General features: G+C 71.9%; 19 protein-coding genes. 12 read left to right on the top strand and 7 right to left on the bottom strand.

What is annotated here, in order from left to right; all coding sequences use genetic code 11:
- Nucleotides 1–85: 85 nt before the first annotated feature.
- The gene (locus H181DRAFT_RS04855) at nt 86–1,573 is read right to left on the bottom strand and encodes an NAD(P)H-quinone dehydrogenase (protein WP_045862912.1); all 1,488 of its coding nucleotides are present in this window, start codon (nt 1,571–1,573) and stop codon (nt 86–88) included.
- Nucleotides 1,574–1,833: 260 nt separating this feature from the next.
- Between H181DRAFT_RS04855 and H181DRAFT_RS04860 the strand changes: the two genes are divergently transcribed.
- The 3 genes from H181DRAFT_RS04860 to H181DRAFT_RS04870 all read left to right on the top strand — a co-directional run bounded on the left by H181DRAFT_RS04860 (nt 1,834) and on the right by H181DRAFT_RS04870 (nt 5,101).
- Nucleotides 1,834–2,271, top strand: a complete 438-nt coding sequence (locus H181DRAFT_RS04860) for a gamma-glutamylcyclotransferase family protein (RefSeq protein WP_045863096.1) — start codon at nt 1,834–1,836, stop codon at nt 2,269–2,271.
- Nucleotides 2,272–2,517: 246 nt separating this feature from the next.
- The gene (locus H181DRAFT_RS04865; protein WP_045862913.1) at nt 2,518–3,336 is read left to right on the top strand and encodes a purine-nucleoside phosphorylase; all 819 of its coding nucleotides are present in this window, start codon (nt 2,518–2,520) and stop codon (nt 3,334–3,336) included.
- A 64-nt stretch (nt 3,337–3,400) separates the two neighbouring features.
- The gene (locus H181DRAFT_RS04870; protein ID WP_045862914.1) at nt 3,401–5,101 is read left to right on the top strand and encodes a phospho-sugar mutase; all 1,701 of its coding nucleotides are present in this window, start codon (nt 3,401–3,403) and stop codon (nt 5,099–5,101) included.
- Between the two features lie 78 nt (nt 5,102–5,179).
- Here the strand turns inward: H181DRAFT_RS04870 and H181DRAFT_RS04875 are convergent, their stop codons facing one another.
- The 3 genes from H181DRAFT_RS04875 to H181DRAFT_RS04885 all read right to left on the bottom strand — a co-directional run bounded on the left by H181DRAFT_RS04875 (nt 5,180) and on the right by H181DRAFT_RS04885 (nt 7,995).
- Complete coding sequence (locus H181DRAFT_RS04875) at nt 5,180–6,082, bottom strand: helix-turn-helix domain-containing protein (protein WP_045862915.1); 903 nt, start codon at nt 6,080–6,082, stop codon at nt 5,180–5,182.
- Between the two features lie 212 nt (nt 6,083–6,294).
- On the bottom strand, nt 6,295–6,705 hold the full coding sequence (locus H181DRAFT_RS04880; RefSeq protein ID WP_045862916.1) for a hypothetical protein: 411 nt from the start codon (nt 6,703–6,705) through the stop codon (nt 6,295–6,297).
- A 399-nt stretch (nt 6,706–7,104) separates the two neighbouring features.
- The gene (locus tag H181DRAFT_RS04885) at nt 7,105–7,995 is read right to left on the bottom strand and encodes a PH domain-containing protein (protein WP_368073248.1); all 891 of its coding nucleotides are present in this window, start codon (nt 7,993–7,995) and stop codon (nt 7,105–7,107) included.
- Between the two features lie 177 nt (nt 7,996–8,172).
- Here H181DRAFT_RS04885 and deoC point away from each other — a divergent pair, with 177 nt between their 5' ends.
- The 4 genes from deoC to H181DRAFT_RS04905 all read left to right on the top strand — a co-directional run bounded on the left by deoC (nt 8,173) and on the right by H181DRAFT_RS04905 (nt 12,492).
- Nucleotides 8,173–9,162 (top strand): deoxyribose-phosphate aldolase, encoded by a 990-nt coding sequence (gene deoC, locus H181DRAFT_RS04890; protein ID WP_045862917.1) that lies wholly within the window; start codon nt 8,173–8,175, stop codon nt 9,160–9,162.
- Between the two features lie 7 nt (nt 9,163–9,169).
- Nucleotides 9,170–10,609: an aldehyde dehydrogenase family protein gene (locus tag H181DRAFT_RS04895; protein WP_045862918.1), complete on the top strand. Its 1,440-nt coding sequence runs from the start codon at nt 9,170–9,172 to the stop codon at nt 10,607–10,609.
- 115 nt (nt 10,610–10,724) lie between these two features.
- Nucleotides 10,725–11,597: an aldehyde dehydrogenase family protein gene (locus H181DRAFT_RS04900; RefSeq protein WP_045863098.1), complete on the top strand. Its 873-nt coding sequence runs from the start codon at nt 10,725–10,727 to the stop codon at nt 11,595–11,597.
- Between the two features lie 259 nt (nt 11,598–11,856).
- A complete protein-coding gene (locus tag H181DRAFT_RS04905) occupies nt 11,857–12,492 on the top strand; it encodes a hypothetical protein (RefSeq protein WP_045862919.1) in 636 nt (211 codons plus the stop codon).
- 357 nt (nt 12,493–12,849) lie between these two features.
- Here H181DRAFT_RS04905 and H181DRAFT_RS04910 read toward each other — a convergent pair whose 3' ends face one another.
- The gene (locus H181DRAFT_RS04910) at nt 12,850–13,737 is read right to left on the bottom strand and encodes a SigE family RNA polymerase sigma factor (protein ID WP_045862920.1); all 888 of its coding nucleotides are present in this window, start codon (nt 13,735–13,737) and stop codon (nt 12,850–12,852) included.
- 281 nt (nt 13,738–14,018) lie between these two features.
- Between H181DRAFT_RS04910 and afsQ1 the strand changes: the two genes are divergently transcribed.
- From afsQ1 to H181DRAFT_RS04935, 5 genes are all read left to right on the top strand, one after another.
- The gene (gene afsQ1 / locus H181DRAFT_RS04915; RefSeq protein WP_074467710.1) at nt 14,019–14,696 is read left to right on the top strand and encodes a two-component system response regulator AfsQ1; all 678 of its coding nucleotides are present in this window, start codon (nt 14,019–14,021) and stop codon (nt 14,694–14,696) included.
- Nucleotides 14,697–14,851: 155 nt separating this feature from the next.
- Nucleotides 14,852–16,411 carry a sensor histidine kinase gene (locus tag H181DRAFT_RS04920; RefSeq protein ID WP_045863099.1) on the top strand — a complete coding sequence of 520 codons (1,560 nt, stop codon included), beginning with the start codon at nt 14,852–14,854 and terminating at the stop codon, nt 16,409–16,411.
- Nucleotides 16,408–17,154 carry a hypothetical protein gene (locus H181DRAFT_RS04925; RefSeq protein ID WP_254666697.1) on the top strand — a complete coding sequence of 249 codons (747 nt, stop codon included), beginning with the start codon at nt 16,408–16,410 and terminating at the stop codon, nt 17,152–17,154. The genes H181DRAFT_RS04920 and H181DRAFT_RS04925 overlap by 4 nt, the downstream gene beginning before the upstream one ends.
- A 58-nt stretch (nt 17,155–17,212) precedes the next feature.
- A complete protein-coding gene (locus H181DRAFT_RS04930) occupies nt 17,213–17,809 on the top strand; it encodes a VanZ family protein (RefSeq protein ID WP_045862922.1) in 597 nt (198 codons plus the stop codon).
- Nucleotides 17,810–17,887: 78 nt separating this feature from the next.
- Nucleotides 17,888–18,085, top strand: a complete 198-nt coding sequence (locus H181DRAFT_RS04935; RefSeq protein WP_045862923.1) for a PspC domain-containing protein — start codon at nt 17,888–17,890, stop codon at nt 18,083–18,085.
- An 81-nt stretch (nt 18,086–18,166) separates the two neighbouring features.
- Here H181DRAFT_RS04935 and H181DRAFT_RS04940 read toward each other — a convergent pair whose 3' ends face one another.
- Nucleotides 18,167–18,559: a hypothetical protein gene (locus tag H181DRAFT_RS04940; RefSeq protein ID WP_052708450.1), complete on the bottom strand. Its 393-nt coding sequence runs from the start codon at nt 18,557–18,559 to the stop codon at nt 18,167–18,169.
- A gap of 201 nt (nt 18,560–18,760) precedes the next feature.
- Complete coding sequence (locus tag H181DRAFT_RS04945) at nt 18,761–19,882, bottom strand: adenosine deaminase (RefSeq protein WP_045862924.1); 1,122 nt, start codon at nt 19,880–19,882, stop codon at nt 18,761–18,763.
- Nucleotides 19,883–19,968 lie beyond the last annotated feature (86 nt).

A 19,968-nucleotide genomic window follows, 5' to 3' on the forward strand; every position in this document is an offset into this window, starting at 1 on the left:
GCAGTTTTCGTCGATTATTGGAAGTTGTCCATAGCTGCACGGGCCGCATGGTATACCCACGAAGCGGACGAACCGGTCGGCCGGTTTATGCGTCCTCGGCGGTCTTCCGGGTGTGCAACTGCCGTGCCACCTCGCCGATCGAGCCGGTCAGCGACGGATAGACGGTGAAGGTGTTCGCGATCTGCCCGACCGTCAGGTTGTTGTCGACGGCGACGGAGATGGGGTGGATCAGCTCGCTCGCCCGCGGCGCGACGACCACGCCGCCCACCACGATCCCGGTGCCCGGGCGGCAGAAGAGCTTCACGAAACCGTCCCGGACGCCCTGCATCTTCGCTCGCGGATTGCGCAGCAGCGGCAGCTTCACGGACCAGGCGTCCATCCGCCCGCTGTCCACGTCGGCCTGGCTGTAGCCGACCGTGGCGATCTCCGGATCGGTGAAGACGTTCGCCGAGACCGCCTTGAGATTCAGCGGCGTGACCGTCTCCCCCAGCACGTGGTACATCGCGATGCGGCCCTGCATCGCGGCGACGGAGGCGAGGGCGAAGACGCCGGTGCAGTCGCCGGCCGCGTAGATGCCGGGAGCGGAGGTGCGGGAGACCTTGTCGGTCCAGATGTGCCCGGACTCCTTCAGCCGGACGCCGGCCTCCTCCAGGCCCATGTCCGCGGTGTTGGGCACCGCGCCGACCGCGACGAGGCAGTGGCTGCCGGTGATCGTGCGGCCGTCCTGCAGCGCCACCTCCACGCGGTCGCCGACGCGCTTGGCGGAGGCCGCGCGGGAACGGGACATGACGTTCATCCCGCGGCGCCGGAAGACGTCCTCCAGCACCGCCGCAGCGTCCGGGTCCTCTCCCGGCAGCACCCTGTCACGGGACGAGACGAGCGTGACGTTTGAGCCCAACGCCCGGTAGGCGCCCGCGAATTCGGCGCCCGTCACACCGGAACCCACGACGATGAGCTCCTCGGGCAGCTCCTCCAGGTCGTAGAGCTGCTTCCAGTTGAGGATGCGCTCGCCGTCCGGCTGGGCGTCCGGGATCTCCCGCGGGTGCCCTCCCGTCGCCACCAGCACGGCGTCGGCGGTCAGCCGCTCCTCGGCCGCAGGCTGCGCGGACGTGCCGCCGGCGCCGGAGGAGCCGTCACCCGTCGGCGTGACGACGACCTCGCGTGAGCCGCCGGGGCCCTGGCCGGGCTCCACGCGACCCCGGCCCCGCAGCACGCGCACGCCCGCGCGCGTCACCGACGCGGCGATGTCGTGCGACTGCGCCAGGGCGAGGCGCTTCACGCGGCGGTTGACCTTGCCGAGATCGACGCCGACGACGCGGGCGGGGTCGTCCGGGTCGTGCGTGCTGTCCTCGACGCGGATGCCCAGCTCCTCGTACGAGGAGTCGAAGTTCGTCATCACCTCGGCGGTCGCGATGAGCGTCTTCGAGGGGACGCAGTCGGTGAGCACCGACGCACCCCCCAGACCGTCGCAGTCGACGACGGTCACCTCCGCGCCGAGCTGCGCCGCCACGAGGGCGGCTTCGTAGCCGCCCGGTCCGCCACCGATGATCACGATCCGAGTCACATACCCCATTGTCCCGCACGTGCATGCGACCGGTCCCGCACCCCCCTCCGAGCCGCTCCGGGCAGGACGGCCGGGCCGTGCCGGGGTCCCGCCACGGTCGCTCCCGGTGGTACTCCGCGCTCCCGCCGCGGCCGTCCTCCGCCGCCCCCACTTGCCCCACGCCGGACGCCGCATCCCTCAAAGAGCCCGCTTCCGCCCCGGAGCGGGCAACCCTCCAGGCCCCCTGCGCCACCGCCGGCGCGGCGGTGGACTCCCGTACCCTCGTCGTCATGTCGCTCTACGCCGCTTATGCCGCGAACCTCGACGCGCGGCTGATGTCGCGCCGCGCCCCGCACTCCCCGCTGCGCGGCACGGGCTGGGTGACCGGCTGGCGGCTCACCTTCGGCGGCGAGCAGATGGGCTGGGAAGGCGCGCTGGCGACGGTCGTGGAGGCACCCGTCTCGCAGGTCTTCGTCGCGCTGTACGACGTCGCCCCGATGGACGAGGACTCCCTCGACCGCTGGGAGGGCGTGGGCCTCGGCATCTACCGCCGCACGCGGCTGCGCGTCCACACCCTGGACGGCGAGGCGACGGCCTGGTGCTACGTCCTCAACGGCTACGAGGGCGGCCTGCCCTCCGCCCGCTACCTCGGCGACATCGCGGACGCGGCCGAGTCCGCCGGCGCACCGCACGACTACGTGATGGAGATCCGCAAGAGGCCCTGCTGATCCGCGCCCGGCCCGGCCCCTCGCACAGCGCCTCCTCCGGCTCCCCGCCCCCACGCCTGGCCTCCCCCTCCTCTCCGTCCCGCCGCGGCGCCGTGACCAGGCCCGCAAGCCGGAGCGCGGCGGGCGCCGGCCTCCCGTCCCCGGTGTTCGAGGGACGTGTTCCGGCGCGGTACCACCCCTGTGTGGATCCCGGGTAATTCCGGGGGCCGTCTACGCGCGTAGGGCCATAACCGCTACGCTCAACGCGTGAACGCATCAGCCTCGAACACCGCCGACGATCCGTACCGTTCCGCCGACAGCGCAGCCGAGCGGCTACGCGAGTTGACCGGTGCGGACAGCCACGACGTGGTCCTCGTGATGGGCTCCGGCTGGGTGCCCGCCGCCGACGCGCTCGGAGAGCCCGACCGCGAGTTCCCGGTGACCGAGCTGCCCGGCTTCCCGCCGCCCGCAGTGGAGGGGCACGCGGGCACGGTGCGTTCCCACGAGCTGGGCGACAAGCGGGTCCTGGTCTTCCTCGGGCGCACGCACTACTACGAGGGCCGCGGAGTCGCCGCCGTCACCCACGGCGTCCGCACGGCCGTCGCGGCAGGATGCAAGACGGTCGTGCTCACCAACGGCTGCGGCGGCCTGCGCGGCGGCATGGTGCCGGGCCAGCCGGTGCTGATCAAGGACCACATCAACCTGACCGCCACCTCCCCCATCGTCGGCGCCAACTTCGTCGACCTCACCGACCTCTACTCCCCCCGGTTGCGCACCCTCTGCCAGGAAGTGGACTCCTCCCTGCAGGAGGGCGTCTACGTACAGCTCCCCGGTCCGCACTACGAGACCCCGGCCGAGATCGGCATGGTCCGGGCCATCGGCGGGGACCTCGTCGGGATGTCCACCGTGCTGGAGGCGATCGCCGCCCGCGAGGCAGGCGCCGAGGTGCTCGGCATCTCGCTCGTGACGAACCTCGCCGCCGGCATGACGGGTGAGCCCCTGAACCACGAGGAAGTCCTCCAGGCCGGCCGCGATTCGGCCGCCCGGATGGGCTCGCTGCTGGCGCAGGTGCTGAACCGGATCTGAGGGCGCAGGGTGGGCACAGGCCCGCCCGCCCCGCGGGTCGCGTACTGGGAGAGAGGCTGGAGCCGTGCAGGACGTTGTGAGTGAGCCGACCGACCGTGCCCGGGCCTGGCTGGACGAGGACCCCGACCCGGAGACCCGCGAGGAGCTCGCCAAGCTCATCGAGGCCGGGGACGGGGAGGAGCTGTCGGCCCGCTTCTCCGGCACCCTCCAGTTCGGTACGGCCGGGCTGCGGGGCGAACTCGGCGCCGGGCCCATGCGGATGAACCTCGCCGTCGTGATCCGCGCCGCCGCCGGACTGGCCGCCTACCTGCGGGACCGCGAGCAGCACGGCACTGACTCGGCCCCCGGCCTCGTCGTCGTCGGCTACGACGCCCGGTACAAGAGCTACGACTTCGCCCGCGAGACGGCGTCCGTCATGACGGGGGCCGGTCTGCGGGCGGCGCTGCTGCCCGGGCCGCTGCCCACGCCCGTGCTCGCGTTCGCGATCCGGGAGCTGGGCGCCGTCGCGGGGGTGATGGTCACCGCGAGCCACAACCCGCCCCGCGACAACGGCTACAAGGTCTACCTCGGCGGCGGCTCGCAGATCGTTCCCCCCGCAGACGCGCAGATCGCGGCCCGCATCGACGCCGTCGGCCCGCTCGCCGGCGTGCCGCGCCCCGACTCCGGCTGGGACGTGCTGGACGAGGACGTCCTCGACCGGTACCTGGCCCGCACGGGCGCGGTGCTGACGGAGGGCTCCCCGCGCGGCGTACGCGTCGTGCACACCGCCATGCACGGCGTCGGCTCCGGCACGCTGGACGCGGCGTTCCGCCGCGCGGGCTTCCCGGCTCCCGTCCAGGTGGCCGGGCAGGCCGAGCCGGATCCGGACTTCCCGACCGTGGCCTTCCCCAACCCCGAAGAGCCCGGCGCGATGGACCTCGCCTTCGCCACAGCCCGCGAGGCGTCCGCGTCCGAACCGGTGGACCTCGTCATCGCCAACGACCCGGACGCGGACCGCTGCGCCGTCGCCGTGCCCGACGCGACGTCCGCGGACGGCTGGCGGATGCTGCGCGGCGACGAGGTCGGCGCGCTCCTCGCCACCCATCTCGTGCACAAGCGGGCACGCGGCACGTTCGCTTCGACGATCGTCTCCTCGTCGCTGGTGTCCCGGATCGCGCGCGCGGCCGGCCTCCCGTACGAGGAGACGCTGACGGGCTTCAAGTGGCTGGCCCGCGTCGAGAACCTGCGCTACGGCTACGAGGAGGCTCTGGGCTACTGCGTCGACCCGGACGGCGTACGCGACAAGGACGGCGTCACGGCGGCCCTGCTCGTCGCCGAACTCGCGGCCGAACTCAAGCAGGCGGACCGGTCGTTGACGGACCTGCTGGACGACCTCGCCGTGAAGCACGGGCTGCACGCGACCGACCAGCTCTCGGTGCGTGTCGAGGACCTCTCGCTGATCAGCTCGGCCATGCGGCGCCTGAGGTCGGACCCGCCGAAGGTGCTCGCGGGGCTCTCCGTCCTCGCGGCGGAGGACCTGGCAGGGGGAAGCGAGAGCCTGCCGCCCACGGACGGACTGCGGTACCGGCTCGCGGGCGACCCGGAGGCGGGCGTGGAGCAGGCCCGCGTCGTGGTGCGCCCGAGCGGGACGGAACCGAAGCTCAAGTGCTACCTGGAGGCCGTCCTGCCGGTGCGCGACCAGGCGGCGCTCGCCGAGGTCCGCAGCCGGGCGGCCACCGTACTCGCCGCGCTGAAGGCCGACTTGGCGGCGGCCGCGGGGGTGTGAGCGCGCACCGCTCGGGACCCGGGTGACGCGACCGGCCGGCCGGTCGGCGGGCCGGACGCGTCACCGGAGCCGCGGCCGTCAGGTGCCGGCACGCTCCAGATCGGCCCGCAGCGCCCTGCCGAGCCAGGCCAGGTCGTCGTGCCGCGGTGGCCGCGGCCCGTGACCGCGGACCTCGGCCATGAGCAGCCGGAACCGCTCGGCCTCCGCGTTCAGTCCCGCCTCCAGGCTCTCCAGCAGCTCGGCCCGGTCCGTCTCCCCGAACAAGCCTGCCAGCACGGAGGACGCCTGCCCGGACTCCGGGCCGATCCCCTCCTCGCGGGCCTCCGCGACGGTCGCGGTCACGTGGCCCGCCCACCAGATGGAGCCTCCGGGACGTCCCGGCACGGTGAGTTCCAGCATCCGGCGCATCCGGGAGCGGAAGCCGGGATCCTGGATCAGCTCCGCCAACTGCAGCCAGGCGTCGACCTGTTCGACGGTGGGGTTCTCGGGCAGCCGGACCGGGGAGCGCCGCAGCTTCTCCTCCATGTCCGGGCCGTCGTCGATCCCTCCGGCCACCTCCTTCATGAAGTCCTCGATGATCTGGGCGCGTTCGTCGACCGAGAGCCGGGCGAGCCTGTTCATCAGCGCTGTCTCCTCTGCGGTGGAACCGCGTTCCGCGACGGTGGACAGGACGGCCCGGTTCAGCTTCAGGGCACGGATGCGGGCGTCGATCGCGGCCACGTGCGTGGCGGCTGTCTCCGCCAGCGTCGCCTCACTGCTCAGCACCCGCCTGATCTCCTCCTGCCCGAGACCCAACTCGCGCAGGGTGCGGAGCAGTTCGAGACGCGCGACGGCCTCGGCCCCGTACAGCCGGTAACCGCCTCCGCTCCGGCGTCCGGGCGGGAGCAGGCCGATGTCCGACCAGTAGCGGACGGTGCGTACCGCCACACCGGTGCGGTCGGCGAGCTGTCCGATCGTGAGTGGCTCCGGTTCGTCCTTCATGGGGCGAGTCTCGGCCTTCCAGCCGCTGGAGACTCAAGCCTTTGCGACGGCGGACTTGCGCAGGGCGACCGCGCAACCGGCACGAAACGGCCGGGCCCGGAAGTCCCGGACCCGGCCGTGCGGTCGTGCACCGCGGTCCCGTTCTGCTGAAGTCCCCTCGGTGACCCGGTGGTTCAGCTTTCGGACCGCTCGTCGTTCAACTGCTCACGGGCTCAGCGGCCCCAGGCGCCGCCGTCCATGGCCTGGCTGCCGACCGGGCACGTGATGCGGACGCGCTTCGCACCGGCCAGCGGGCCGACGACGTAGCGGCGGTCGTTCGTGCAGTCGGTGTAGACGTAGTACCGGGAACCCGAGCACGAGACGGCGAACGAACGGCCCGAGAGAGACGGGTTCCAGCAGCGCAGGCTGGCGGAGGCGGCCGGCGGCAGCTCGTCCGCCGTGCTCAGGGAGCGCCGTGCGATCCCGTGCTGGACGGCACCGGTGTTGAGGCTGGTCGCCGAGTAGGCGGCGTGGCCGCCCCACCGCGGAACGTCCGCCTGCGCGGCGGGCGCCATCGCTCCGCCGAACCCGAGCGCCAGCGTGGCGCTTGCCCCCAGAACTGCCAGAGACTTTCGAATCTTCACTCTGAGTTCTCGCTTTCTCTGTTCTCGGCCGGCTGGCCGATCGCCCGTTGACGGACGACGTCAGCAAGATTCGCCAGATGACGCTTCAGGGACAAGAAGATTCGACTCTCATGAAGATATGGATTCCGCTGGGAAATCTGGCGATGACCTGCGTCAACGCAGAGAGAATCGATTCGCCAGGCGGTCTTTCCCGTTCGGGGAATTCACCCGTGCGAGCCAGCGCACAATACGGCTCGTTTCTTCGCTGAACGAGCCGCGGACGGAGATCCGATTTCCCGTGCGGGAAATCGGCGGGCCTTCCCGGTCAGGCCGTCCGATCAGAAGACCGCGAGCGGAGCACCCCGTCAGAGCACCAGGGCAGAAGCCTTCGGCCGGAACGCCCCTGCCGGAACGCCGCGGTCAGAACACCCCGAGCAGGACCGCCAGGGCGATGCCGCCCGCGAGCGCCGGAACAGCGATCTCGTACGCCCACCGCACGGTCACCTCGCCCTGCGCCGCACCGCGTTCGCCGTTCTCCAGGGCGAGGGCGCGCAGTTCGTCGATCGCCTGATCGGACGGCGCCCGCTTCGACATCGCGTCGTCGTTCCCGCCGGAGACCCCGCCGAGTCCGAACAGACCGGTGGGCCGCGCCGGGGCGGAGCCCTTCGAGGCGGCGCGCTCAGCCCGCTCGACCTGCCGCGCGGCGCGCTTGCGGGCACGCAACGACACGGGAATCGACCACAGTTGGTACTTGGTGCCGTCGGCGACGACCTCGCTGGAATATCCGGACTGCAGGGACTCCACCGTCCCCCACGGGACGGTGATGGTCCGGAACGGATTGCGCACGCGCATCCGCTGCGCGTTCGCGTAGACAGCGGGCCGCAGCGTGAAGGCGACGACGAGGGGGACAGCGCAGAGGAGCCCGGAGAGGGCGATGACCCGCGTGCGGCTCACCCCGTGGAGCAGGGCGTCCGTGCCGAGCCAGGCGGCCAGCAGGAGCAGCATCACGCCGCCCGCGAGAGCGGCCGGTGAGCGGTAGCAGCGGTCGGCGTAGACGGGGCCCTCGGGCTCGCCCCCGGCGGCCGTCCCGGAAGCGGCTCCAGGAGCCGGCGCGGACTCGTCTGCCGCAGCCTTTGCCTCCGCTGACCCGGCCTCCGCAGACTCGGCCGTCGCGGACCCCGCCTCCGCAGACTCGGCCGTCGCGGACCCCGCCTCCGCGGATTCGGCCGTCGCGGACCCGGTCTCCGCGGGCTCGGCCTCCGGCTCGCGTCGCTGCTCGGGCTCGCGTTCAGGTCGGGACTCGCTACTCATGGGGGTTGATTCTGCCGGAGGGTCCGGAGGGCCGACATTGCGGCTCGGCATCGATCTGCCGCGGCGCCGCGGCGCGCGCGGAGGCGACGGCCCCGGATACGGGCGTGACCGTCGCATCCTGGCCGCTCTCTCCCCTACCGACGAAGCTACGCGTGTAGATATGCTCCTCTGGTGACCATGTCTTCTGCCTCCACCGCACCCGCCTTCGCGGACGTCACCGCGTCGGACGCCGCGTTGCGCCGCTACCTGCACGGCCTGCCCGGAGTCGACGCGGTCGGACTCGAAGCCCGCGCCGCCACTCTCGGCACACGCTCGATCAAGACCACGGCCAAGGCGTACGCCCTCGACCTGGCCATCTCGATGATCGACCTGACCACGCTCGAAGGGGCCGACACCCCCGGCAAGGTCCGGTCGCTGTGTGCCAAGGGCAGCAACCCCGACCCGACCGACCGCACCACGCCCCAGGTCGCCGCGATCTGCGTCTACCCCGACATGGCGTCGACGGCGAAGGAGGCGCTGGCCGCGAGCGGCGGCGCCGGGGTCAAGGTCGCCTCGGTGGCGACCGCCTTCCCGTCGGGGCGTGCGCCTCTCTCCGTCAAGCTGGCCGACACCCGGGAGGCCGTCGCCGCCGGCGCCGACGAGATCGACATGGTGATCGACCGCGGCGCGTTCCTGGCCGGCCGGTACGGCAAGGTCTTCGAGGAGATCCAGGCGGTGAAGGAGGCGTGCCGTCGTCCCGTCGGCTCCGGGGACGGAGGGTCCGCCCACCTCAAGGTGATCTTCGAGAACGGCGAGCTGTCGACGTACGACAACATCCGGCGCGCGTCCTGGCTCGCCATGCTCGCCGGGGCGGACTTCATCAAGACCTCGACGGGCAAGGTGGCCGTGAACGCCACGCTCCCCAACACGCTGCTGATGCTCGAGGCGGTGCGCGACTTCCGCGCGGCCACCGGCACGCAGATCGGCGTGAAGCCCGCCGGCGGCATCCGCAACGCGAAGGACGCCCTGCGCTACCTCGTGGTCGTCAACGAGACCGTGGGCCCCGACTGGCTGAGCCCCGACTGGTTCCGCTTCGGCGCCTCCAGCCTCCTGAACGACCTGCTCATGCAGCGCCAGAAGCTGAACACCGGCCGCTACTCCGGTCCCGACTACGTGACGGTGGACTGAGGCAGAGATGACAGACCAGATTTTCGAGTACGCCCCCGCTCCCGAGTCCCGCGCGATCGTCGACATCGCCCCGTCCTACGGGCTGTTCATCGACGGCGAGTTCCGCGAGGCGGCGGAGGGCAAGGTCTTCAAGACCGTCTCCCCCTCGACCGAGGAGGTCCTCTCCGAGGTCGCGCAGGCGGGCGCGGCGGACGTCGAGGACGCGGTACGCGCGGCGCGTGCCGCCTTCACCGGCTGGTCCGCGCTGCCGGGCACCGAGCGGGCGAAGTACATCTTCCGCATCGCCCGCATCCTCCAGGAGCGCGCCCGCGAGCTGGCCGTCCTGGAGACGCTGGACAACGGAAAGCCGATCCGTGAGACGCGGGACGCCGACCTGCCGCTGGTCGCGGCCCACTTCTTCTACTACGCGGGCTGGGCGGACAAGCTGGAGCACGCCGGGTTCGGGCCCGCGCCGCGGCCTCTCGGAGTCGCCGGGCAGGTCATCCCGTGGAACTTCCCGCTGCTGATGCTGGCCTGGAAGATCGCCCCGGCGCTGGCGGCGGGCAACACCGTGGTGCTCAAGCCCGCCGAGACGACCCCCCTGTCCGCCCTGTTCTTCGCGGACGTCTGCCGGCAGGCGGGCCTGCCCAAGGGCGTCGTCAACATCCTCACCGGGGACGGCGCGACGGGCGCCGGACTCGTCGCGCACCCCGGCATCGACAAGGTCGCCTTCACCGGCTCCACCGCCGTCGGCAAGGAGATCGCCCGCACGGTCGCCGGCACGCGGAAGAAGGTCACCCTCGAACTCGGCGGCAAGGGCGCCAACATCGTCTTCGACGACGCCCCGATCGACCAGGCCGTCGAGGGCATCGTCAACGGGATCTACTTCAACCAGGGGCAGGTCTGCTGCGCCGGCTCGCGACTGCTGGTGCAGGAGTCCGTGCAGGACGAACTGCTGGACGCGCTGAAGCGGAGGCTCGGCACGCTGCGCGTCGGCGACCCGATGGACAAGAACACGGACGTCGGCGCGATCAACTCCGCCGAACAGCTCGCCCGCATCACCGAGTTGGCCGACTCCGGTGAGGCGGAGGGCGCCGAGCGCTGGTCCGCTCCCTGCGAACTCCCGTCGAACGGCTACTGGTTCGCGCCGACCGTCTTCACCGGTGTCAGCCAGGCGCATCGCATCGCGCGCGAGGAGATCTTCGGACCGGTGCTGTCCGTGCTGACCTTCCGCACCCCGGACGAGGCGGTGGCGAAGGCCAACAACACGCCGTACGGCCTCTCCGCCGGGATCTGGACGGAGAAGGGCTCGCGCATCCTGGCGATGGCGAGCAGGCTCCGGGCGGGCGTCGTCTGGGCCAACACGTTCAACAAGTTCGACCCGACCTCGCCGTTCGGCGGCTACCAGGAGTCGGGTTACGGCCGTGAGGGCGGTCGTCACGGTCTGGAGGCGTACCTCGATGTCTGACGAGTCCCGGAAGAAGGCGGACAAGACCGCGGCGGCGCAGAAGGCGGCCGGTTCCAGGAAGCCCGCGGCCTCGCGTACGCGCAAGCCCGCGTCGCAGGCGGCCGGCGCGTCGCGTATCCCGGCGCGCGTCGACGTGCTGAAGACCTACAAGCTCTTCGTCGGGGGCAAGTTCCCGCGCAGCGAGAGCGGACGGGTGTACGAGGTGACCGACTCCCAGGGCCGCTGGCTGGCCAACGCCCCGCAGTCCTCCCGCAAGGACGCCCGCGACGCGGTCGTCGCCGCCCGCAAGGCGTTCGGCGGCTGGTCGGGCGCCACCGCCTACAACCGCGGCCAGATCCTCTACCGCGTCGCGGAGATGCTGGAGGGCCGGCGCGCGCAGTTCACGGCCGAGATCGCCGCCGCGGAGGGGCTGACGGAGGCGGCCGCGGCAGCCCAGGCCGACGCCGCCGTCGACCGCTGGGTCTGGTACGCGGGCTGGTCCGACAAGGTGGCCCAGGTCGCCGGCGGCGCCAACCCCGTGGCGGGGCCCTTCTTCAACCTCTCGACGCCCGAACCGACGGGTGTGGTGGCGGTGCTGGCACCGCAGGAGTCGTCCTTCCTGGGCCTGGTGTCCGTGCTCGCGCCGGTGATCGTCACCGGTAACACGGCCGTGCTGGTCCCGTCCGAGAAGGCGCCGCTGCCGGCGCTGTCACTGGCGGAGGTGCTGGCGACGTCCGACGTGCCCGGCGGCGTGGTCAACGTCCTCTCCGGACGTACCCGCGAGGTCGGCTCGACGCTCGCCGCGCACCAGGACGTCAACGCGATCGACCTGACGGGTGCGGCGGGCGATCCCGACCTGGCGAAGGAGCTGGAGATCGCCGCGGCGGACAACCTCAAGCGGGTGCGCCGCCCGGAGGAGGCGGAGACGGACTGGTCCGCCGACCCGGGCACGTCCAGGCTGCTGTCCTACCTGGAGACGAAGACCGTCTGGCACCCGATGGGCGTCTGACGGGCTGAGAAACCCAGCTGACGGGCCGCTGTGTGCATCCCCCGCCCCGTGCGGGACGCACACAGCGGCCTCGCGCTGAGCGCAGTCGTGCACGCTTCCAGACATGAGCGACGCCTCTTGTCCCCTGAGTGAAGCCCGTGCCCAGTTCGGCACCCTGGTACGTCGTGCAGCTCACGGCGGCCGATGCCCGGTGCCCGCCGAGCGCATCACACTCCCCGCCGGGTTACGCCGGCGGCGGGATGACCGACAATGGTTCCTCGTGACCGACCCCCACGACATATCCCGCTCGCCTCGCGTCATCCTGCTGACCGGACCGTCCGGCGCGGGCAAGTCCCGCCTCTCCGCGCGCAGCGGCCTGCCCGTCATGCGTCTCGACGACTTCTACAAGGAGGCCGGGGACCCGACCCTGCCGATGCTGCCGCACGGCACGGGCGTGGACTGGGACTCGGCACGCTCATGGGACGCGGAGGCGGCCGTCGCCGCCGTGCAGGAGCTGTGCGTGAAGGGGCGCACCACGGTGCCGCTCTACGACATCTCCCTCAGCGCCCGCGTCGGGACGGAGACGCTCGACCTCGACGGTGCGCGGCTGTTCATCGCCGAGGGGATCTTCGCCGCGGACATCGTCGCCCGCTGCCGCGAACTGGACCTGCTCGCCGACGCGATCTGCCTGCGCGGCCGCCCCACGACGACGTTCCGCAGGCGTCTCCTGCGCGACCTGCGCGAAGGACGGAAGTCGCCGCCGTTCCTGCTGCGCCGCGGCTGGCGGCTCATGCGGAGCGAGGGCGCGATCGTGCAGCGGCACCGGGCGCTGGGCGCCCACCCCTGCGGACGGGACGAGGCGGCCGAGCGGATCAGGCTGCTGTCCGCGGCGGGTGAGGCCCGTACGGCCCGGTGACGGCCCGTCGTCCCCGTGAACGAGCGGCAGGACGGGCTGAGACGGCGGGCTGAGAAGCAGACCGGCACGGGGCCGGTCCGGAGTGGAAGCGGAGCGGGAAAAGGGAGAGCGGGTCAGGCAGACCCCCCGGTTGCCCGAACCCGCTCTCCCGGCCCCGTCCCCCCGGACGGGTCCCCGTTCCCCCGTGTTCCCCCGTTCCCGTTTCCCCCTGATCCCCCCGTATTTCCCCCGCACCCGGGACGACCCGTGTCCCGTCCTGCGGCCCCCGCCGAGGGCCCCCAGCCCTCGCCTCAGGCTTCTGTGAAACTCCGTGCTCGTGAACTCGGTGCTCGTGAACTCCGTGCTCGTGAGAGGCCGTCAGGCGACCAGTTCGCCGAAGGACTCCTCCTGGTCCCTGCCGAAGCTGAGCACCTCGTCGTCGCGCAGCCGGCGCAGCGAGCGCCAGATGCTGCTCTTCACGGTGCCGACGCTTATGCCGAGGACCTCCGCGATCTCGGGGTCGGTACGTCCCTCGTAGTAGCGCAGCACCAGCATCGTGCGCTGCAGTTCGGGGAGCCGGGCGAGCGCCTGCCAGAGAACCGTGCGCAGTTCGGTGCCGCGCATCGCGTCCTGGTCGCCGGCGGTCTCCGGCAGCTCCTCCGTCGGGTACTCGTTCAGCTTGCGGCGGCGCCACGCGCTGATGTGCAGATTCGTCATCGTCCGGCGCAGGTAGCCGCCGACCGCTGCCTTGTCGCTGATGCGGTGCCAGGCGCGGTAGGTGGAGAACAGCGCGCTCTGCAGCAGGTCTTCCGCTTCGAAGCGGTCGCCCGTGAGGTGGTAGGCGGTGGCGTACAGGGAGGCGCGGCGCTCACGTACGTAGGCGGTGAACTCAGCCTCGGCTGAGGCTGAAACAACTGCCTCGGCTGAGGCTGAATCAGCTGCCTCGGCTGAGGCTGAAACAACCGCCTCGGACATGCCCTCGTGCCGCGCTCCCGGCTTCTCCCTGTACTCACCGTCCCCCGTGCGGGCCTCCCCTCGAAGGCCCTCAACCGCAGCGATGTGCTGCGGACGCACGCGCCCCGCGCTTCCCCCTCGGCCGGCCGTGTGGCCGGTGCCACCGGCGCACCCCCGGCCGCCGGCGGCGCTCGTCTTGCTCTGGCCCTTGGTGAAGGCGCCGGGCATTTCAGCGTGACCGGACGGAACCGCCGGGGTGTGCAGACGCGTGTGAATGACTGCGCTGACGTTGCTGCTGTGCAGTGTGTTCATCCCGCGCCCCCCTCGGGCCGACCTGTCGCCTGCTGATGACGTACACACTGCACGGCCAGTTTCATCGCCGCGTCCCCCGTCTGTCACAGCGGTGTCACAAGGGTCGGGCAGGGCGTGTCCTCCCCTTTGAGCTGCGGCCGAGCACTACGGGGAGCGCCCCGCGAGGCCCGCCCGGACCGCTCTCCGCGGCCGGTGGCGCGCGACGAGCGTGCAGGGCGGCCGGGCACCGTGACGCGCAGCACGGTCGAAGTAGAAGGGGGGCATGGGACAGAATGGCCGGTGTGGCTTTCCTGTTGCTGATCGAGGACGACGACGCTGTACGTACAGCCCTGGAGATGGGTCTCACCCGCCAGGGCCACCGCGTGGTGACCGCCGCGTCCGGCGAGGACGGTCTCAAACTGCTGCGCGAGCAACGGCCGGACCTGATCGTGCTGGACGTGATGCTGCCGGGCATCGACGGCTTCGAGGTGTGCCGCCGCATCCGGCGCACGGACCAGTTGCCGATCATCCTGCTCACCGCCCGCAGTGACGACATCGACGTGGTCGTGGGGCTGGAGTCGGGCGCCGACGACTACGTGGTGAAGCCCGTGCAGGGACGGGTCCTGGACGCCCGCATCCGCGCGGTGATGCGGCGCGGCGAGCGCGAGTCCAACGACGCGGCGACGTTCGGCTCACTCGTCATCGACCGTTCCGCGATGACCGTCACGAAGAACGGCGGGGACCTCCAACTGACGCCCACCGAGCTGCGGTTGCTGCTGGAACTGAGCAGGCGCCCCGGACAGGCCCTGTCCCGGCAGCAGTTGCTGCGGCTGGTGTGGGAGCACGACTACCTCGGCGACTCCCGGCTCGTGGACGCCTGCGTCCAGCGGCTGCGCGCGAAGGTCGAGGACGTGCCGTCGTCGCCCACGCTGATCCGCACGGTACGCGGCGTCGGATACAGGCTGGACGCTCCGCAGTGAACGACCCGGCGCAGCCGAGGTCGCGGGAGGGCGGGGGCAGCGGGGTGCGTGGAACGCGTCACGACGAGGGCGACGCGCCGCACCGGGCCGCGCAGGGCGGCGCCCCGGACAAGGGCCCCAACCGCCAGCAGAAGGCGCGGAGTTGGTTCGCAGGCGTGCTGCCGACGCTCCGTCTGCGGCTGGTCGTCGTGTTCGCGCTGGTGGCGCTGACGGCGGCCGTCTCGGCGTCCGGCATCGCGTACTGGCTCAACAGGGACGCCGTGCTCACCCGCACCCAGAACGCCGCGCTCAACGACTTCCGCAAGTCGATGGAGGACAACGCCGGCAGCCTGCCCCGGCGTTACGACTGCCGCCAACTGCGGGACGCGGCCGAGAAGATGGCCAGCACCTCGCAGAACTACGAGGTGATCCTCACCGGTGAGGACGCGCGGGGCCTGATCTGCACCGCGACGTCCGACCAGGACGCCTTCACCACGTCGGACGTCCCCGCCGAGCTGCGCAACGCCGTCGCCAAGCGGCGGCCGGTCGACGACGGCAACAGCCATCCGTACCACCTCTACTGGCAGCGGACGTCCGAAGGCGGCGGCAGCGAGCCGTTCCTGGTGGGCGGCGCGAAGATGATCGGTGAGGGGCCCACGCCGTCGGGCTTCATGCGCAAGTCCCTGGGCCCCGAGCGGGACGATCTGAACTCCCTGGCCTGGTCGTTGGGCATCGCCACGGGGCTCGCCCTCGTCGGCGCCATGCTTCTCGCGCAGGCCGCGGCGACCACTGTGCTGCGCCCCGTGAGGCGGCTCGGGGACGCGGCACGGCGGCTGGGCGAGGGGAAGCTCGACACCCGTCTGAAGGTCTCCGGCACGGACGAACTGGCCGAACTTTCCCGCACGTTCAACAGGGCGGCGGAGTCCCTGGAGAACCGTGTCGCGGACCTCAGCGCCAGGGAGGAGTCCTCGCGCCGGTTCGTCGCCGACATGTCGCACGAGCTGCGGACCCCGATGACGGCGATCTCCGCCGTGACGGAGGTGCTGGAGGAGGAGCAGGACAACCTCGACCCCATGATCGCGCCGGCGGTGCAGCTGGTCGTCAGCGAGACCCGGCGGCTGAACGACCTGGTCGAGAACCTGATGGAGGTCACCCGCTTCGACGCGGGCACGGCGAAGCTCGTCCTTGACGACGTCGACGTCGCCGACCAGGTCACCGCCTGCATCGACGCGCGTGCCTGGCTCGACGCCGTCGAACTCGACGCGGACCGCGGCCTGATGGTGCGCCTCGACCCCCGCCGGCTCGACGTCATCCTGGCCAACCTCATCGGCAACGCGCTCAAGCACGGGGGTTCGCCCGTGCGGGTCTCCGTACGGACGGAGGAGACGGCGGACGGCAGGGGCGAGCTGGTCATCGAGGTCTCCGACCGCGGCCCGGGCATCCCTGAGGAGAAACTGCCGCACGTCTTCGAGCGGTTCTTCAAGGCCAGTGCCTCCCGGCCCCGTTCGGAGGGCAGCGGGCTGGGCCTGTCCATCGCCCAGGAGAACGCCCACATCCACGGCGGCTCCATCTCGGCCCGGAACGACCCCTCGCCGGAGGGCGGAGCGGTCTTCACCCTCCGCCTTCCGCGCGACACCGACGCCCGGCGACCCGGGGAGGCGGACGGCGGGACGGCGGAGAGCGGCGGGAACGGAACGGCCGGCGGAGAAGACGACGGCAGGAAGGACGGGCGGTGAAGCGCGCGCAGTTCCTCGCGGCGCCCCGGCGGAAGCAGGGCGACCGTACGGACCGTCCGCGGCGTCCCGGCACCTCGCGGCACCGCCAGGACCGGCGGCTGCGGCTGCCCGCGTCCCTGCTCAGGCGGCTGCGCGCGGCCTCGGGGGCCTTCGTCGGGCTGGCCGTCCTCGGCGGCCTCGCCGCCGGCTGCGGCATCCGCTCCACCTCCGTACCCGTCGACGCCGGAGCCGCGCCGTCCCGGGTCGGCTGCGTACTGCCGGGCGACGGGGAGACGGCCGGACGCGGCGGCAAGGGGAACCTGCCGGTGCGGGTCTACCTCGCCTGCGGCAAGAGGGTCTCCCCCGTGGAACGCCATGTGGCGCTGCCCGACGGGGACGACTCGGAGAAGCTGCCCGTGGCCCGCGGCCTGCTCAACGCGCTGCAGGCGGAGCCCGACTCCGAAGAGGAGTCGGCCGGGTTCCGGACCGCCGTTCCCCGCGACCTGAAGGTCGAGGGCCCCGCCGAGGGCGATCCCCCCGGCGCGCTGCGGCTGAGTTCGCCTCTGAAGGATCTGCCGTCGTTCGCGCTGGCGCAGATCGTCTGCACGTACGCCGACACCGCCGCGAGCGGCAGCGACCGCTCGGTGATCCTCGGGGGCCCCGCGCGCGGCGCCGGGGACGGGGAGCAGCTGCGGCGGTACGAGTGCGGGCCGGCGCTGCGGACCAGTCCGGAAGCCGCCGAGACGGCGGGAACACCGGCCTGACCCGGTACGCGGCGTGCCGTCCGGAACCGCCGGACCCTGCCGTCGCGTCCGTGCTGGTGTGCAGCACCATGGCCGCGGCGGCGGAACCGCCGCTCCCACATCCCGCTTCCGCGTCGCAGGAGCCGTCCTGCTGACCGCGTATCTGGCGTTCGCCGGATGGGTCTCGCTGCGCCCGCTGTCGGTGCCGTGGGTCGCGCCGGCCAATCTGCAGCCCTTCGCGACGATCCGTCCCGCTCTCGTCAGCGGCTCGCCCGGCGCCTTGGCGGGGCTCGCCGAGGGGCTGCTGCTGCTCGCACCCCTCGGGGTGCTGATGCCGCTGGCGGCGGGACGTCTGCACCGCTCCCTGCCGGGGACCTTCGCCCGCACCGTCGCCGGCGGGGCGCTCCTCTCGTCCCTGCTGGTGGTGCTCCAGTCGGGCGCGCCGGGCCACGTGGCGGACGTCGACTCGGTGCTGCTGAACACCGCGGGGGTCGCGCTCGCGTCGCTTCTGGTCTTCCCGCCGGTACGCGCCGCGCTCCTCAGGCGCTGCGAGGAGGCGCCGGCGCTTCTCCTGGAGGTCCCGGCGGGGCCGGGAACCTACGAGGCCCTCCACCGACGGGAGGAGACGGGTCAGGGTCCGACCCCGAGGACAGCGGGGGTCGGAATCGCCCCGTAGCCCGAGGCCGGGAGTGTGAAGGGCCCCTAGCCTGGAAACACGAGACGTCGTAACGATCCGGAGTGAAGGAGTCGCGTCATGGCTGCACTTGCCCGTCCGCGTCAGGAACGGATGATCGGCGGTGTGTGTGCCGGGCTGGCACGCCGCTTCGGAATGAAGCCCAACACCATGCGACTGATCTTCGTGGTGTCCTGCCTGCTGCCCGGACCGCAGTTCCTGGTCTATCTCGCGCTGTGGATCCTGCTTCCGAACGAGGGCGAGCGGACGGCCTGGTAGCGGAGCCGTCCGGGAACGGGACGCGAAGACGGCGGGCCCGCGCATCGAGTCGATGCGCGGGCCCGCCGTTTCGGGGTCCTGTCAGAGACCCAGCCCGGAGGTGAGCGGGGAGCTGATCGGAAGGCCCAGCGGGCCCTTCTGGCTCTGCGGCTTCTGCGGGGCCTGAGGCGACTGCGGGTTCTGCGGCTTCTGCTGGAGCGCCCCCGCCGGGTTCTGCGCCTGCGGCCGGCCCTGCTGACCCTGCGGCTGCGCTGCCTGTCCCTGCGGCTGGGCCTGCTGTCCCTGCGGCTGGGCCTGCTCGCCCTGCGGCTGGGCCGTCTTCCCCTGCGACTGCACCGCCTGGGTCTGCGGCTGGCCCTGGCCCGGGCCCGAGGGGGTGCCGGAGGTGTCGGCGGAAGCGACGCCCATCCCGGCGACGACGACGGCGGCGCTGATCACAGCGACGCTGAGGAGCTTCCTGGTTACCTGCTGCATGAGTTTCCGTCCTCATCGTTGGGGCTTGTTCAGCTCGGCGAACGTAGCGATCACCGCAGAACGCCACAAACACCCAGGGATGCGCGGAAGTCGGGCAGGTGATCCGATGAGCTTCTGTCACCGGCGCCGTGCCCGAACCCCCGCGACCGGCCGCCCCGGCGGCTACAGCGGAAGACTTCGCAGGTCATACCCTCCGCGAGGTCAGTTGCTGAAGAGCCACTCGGACTTCAGCTCGGCATAGCCGGGCTTGATCACCTCATTGATCATGGGGAGACGTTCATCAAAAGGAATGAACGCTGACTTCATCGCATTGACGGTGAACCACTGCATGTCGTCGAGCGTGTAGCGGAACGTCTCCACGAGGTGCTCGAACTCCTGGCTCATGCTGGTGCCGCTCATGAGCCGGTTGTCGGTGTTGACCGTCGCCCTGAAGTGGAGCCTGCGCAGCAGACCGATGGGGTGCTCGGCGTACGAAGCGGCCGCCCCCGTCTGCAGGTTGGACGAGGGGCACAGCTCCAGCGGGATCCGCTTGTCCCGGACGTACGAGGCGAGGCGGCCCAGCTTCACCGACCCGTCGTCGTCGGCCTGGATGTCGTCGATGATGCGCACCCCGTGGCCGAGCCGGTCCGCGCCGCACCACTGGAGGGCCTGCCAGATCGACGGCAGCCCGAAGGCCTCCCCCGCGTGGATCGTGAAGTGGTTGTTCTCCCGCTTCAGGTACTCGAAGGCGTCGAGGTGCCGGGTGGGAGGGTGGCCCGCCTCCGCGCCGGCGATGTCGAACCCGACGACGCCCACGTCGCGGTACCTGTTGGCGAGTTCGGCGATCTCCAGGGCACGCGCCGCGTGCCGCATCGCGGTGAGCAGCGCGCCGACGCGGATGCGGCCGCCCGCGGCACGGGCCCGGCGCTCGCCCTCGCGGAAGCCCTCGTTGACGGCCTCCACGACCTCTTCGAGCGTGAGGCCCTTCTCCAGGTGCTGTTCGGGCGCGAAGCGGACCTCCGCGTAGACGACGCCGTCCGCCGCCAGGTCCTCGGCGCACTCGGCCGCGACGCGGAAGAGCGCGTCACGTGTCTGCATGACGCCGACCGTGTGCGAGAACGTCTCCAGGTAGCGCTCCAGCGAACCGGAGTCGGCGGAGGCGCGGAACCAGCTCTCCAGCTTGGCCGCGTCGGTCTCGGGGAGGGCTTCGTACCCCGTCTCCCGGGCCAGTTCGACGATGGTGGCGGGCCGCAGGCCACCGTCGAGGTGGTCGTGCAGCAGCACCTTCGGGGCCCGGCGGATCTGCTCGGGTGTGGGAACGGTGTTGAGGGTCTGGCTCGTCATCTGCGTACTGTAGCTCCTACGCGCGTAGATGGCATCTGCACCACAACTCCCTTTTCGCCGCCCCGGGTTGTGGCCGCGGGAAGCCG

Source organism: Streptomyces sp. WMMB 714 (assembly GCF_900090125.1).
Lineage (GTDB): Bacteria > Actinomycetota > Actinomycetes > Streptomycetales > Streptomycetaceae > Streptomyces > Streptomyces daqingensis.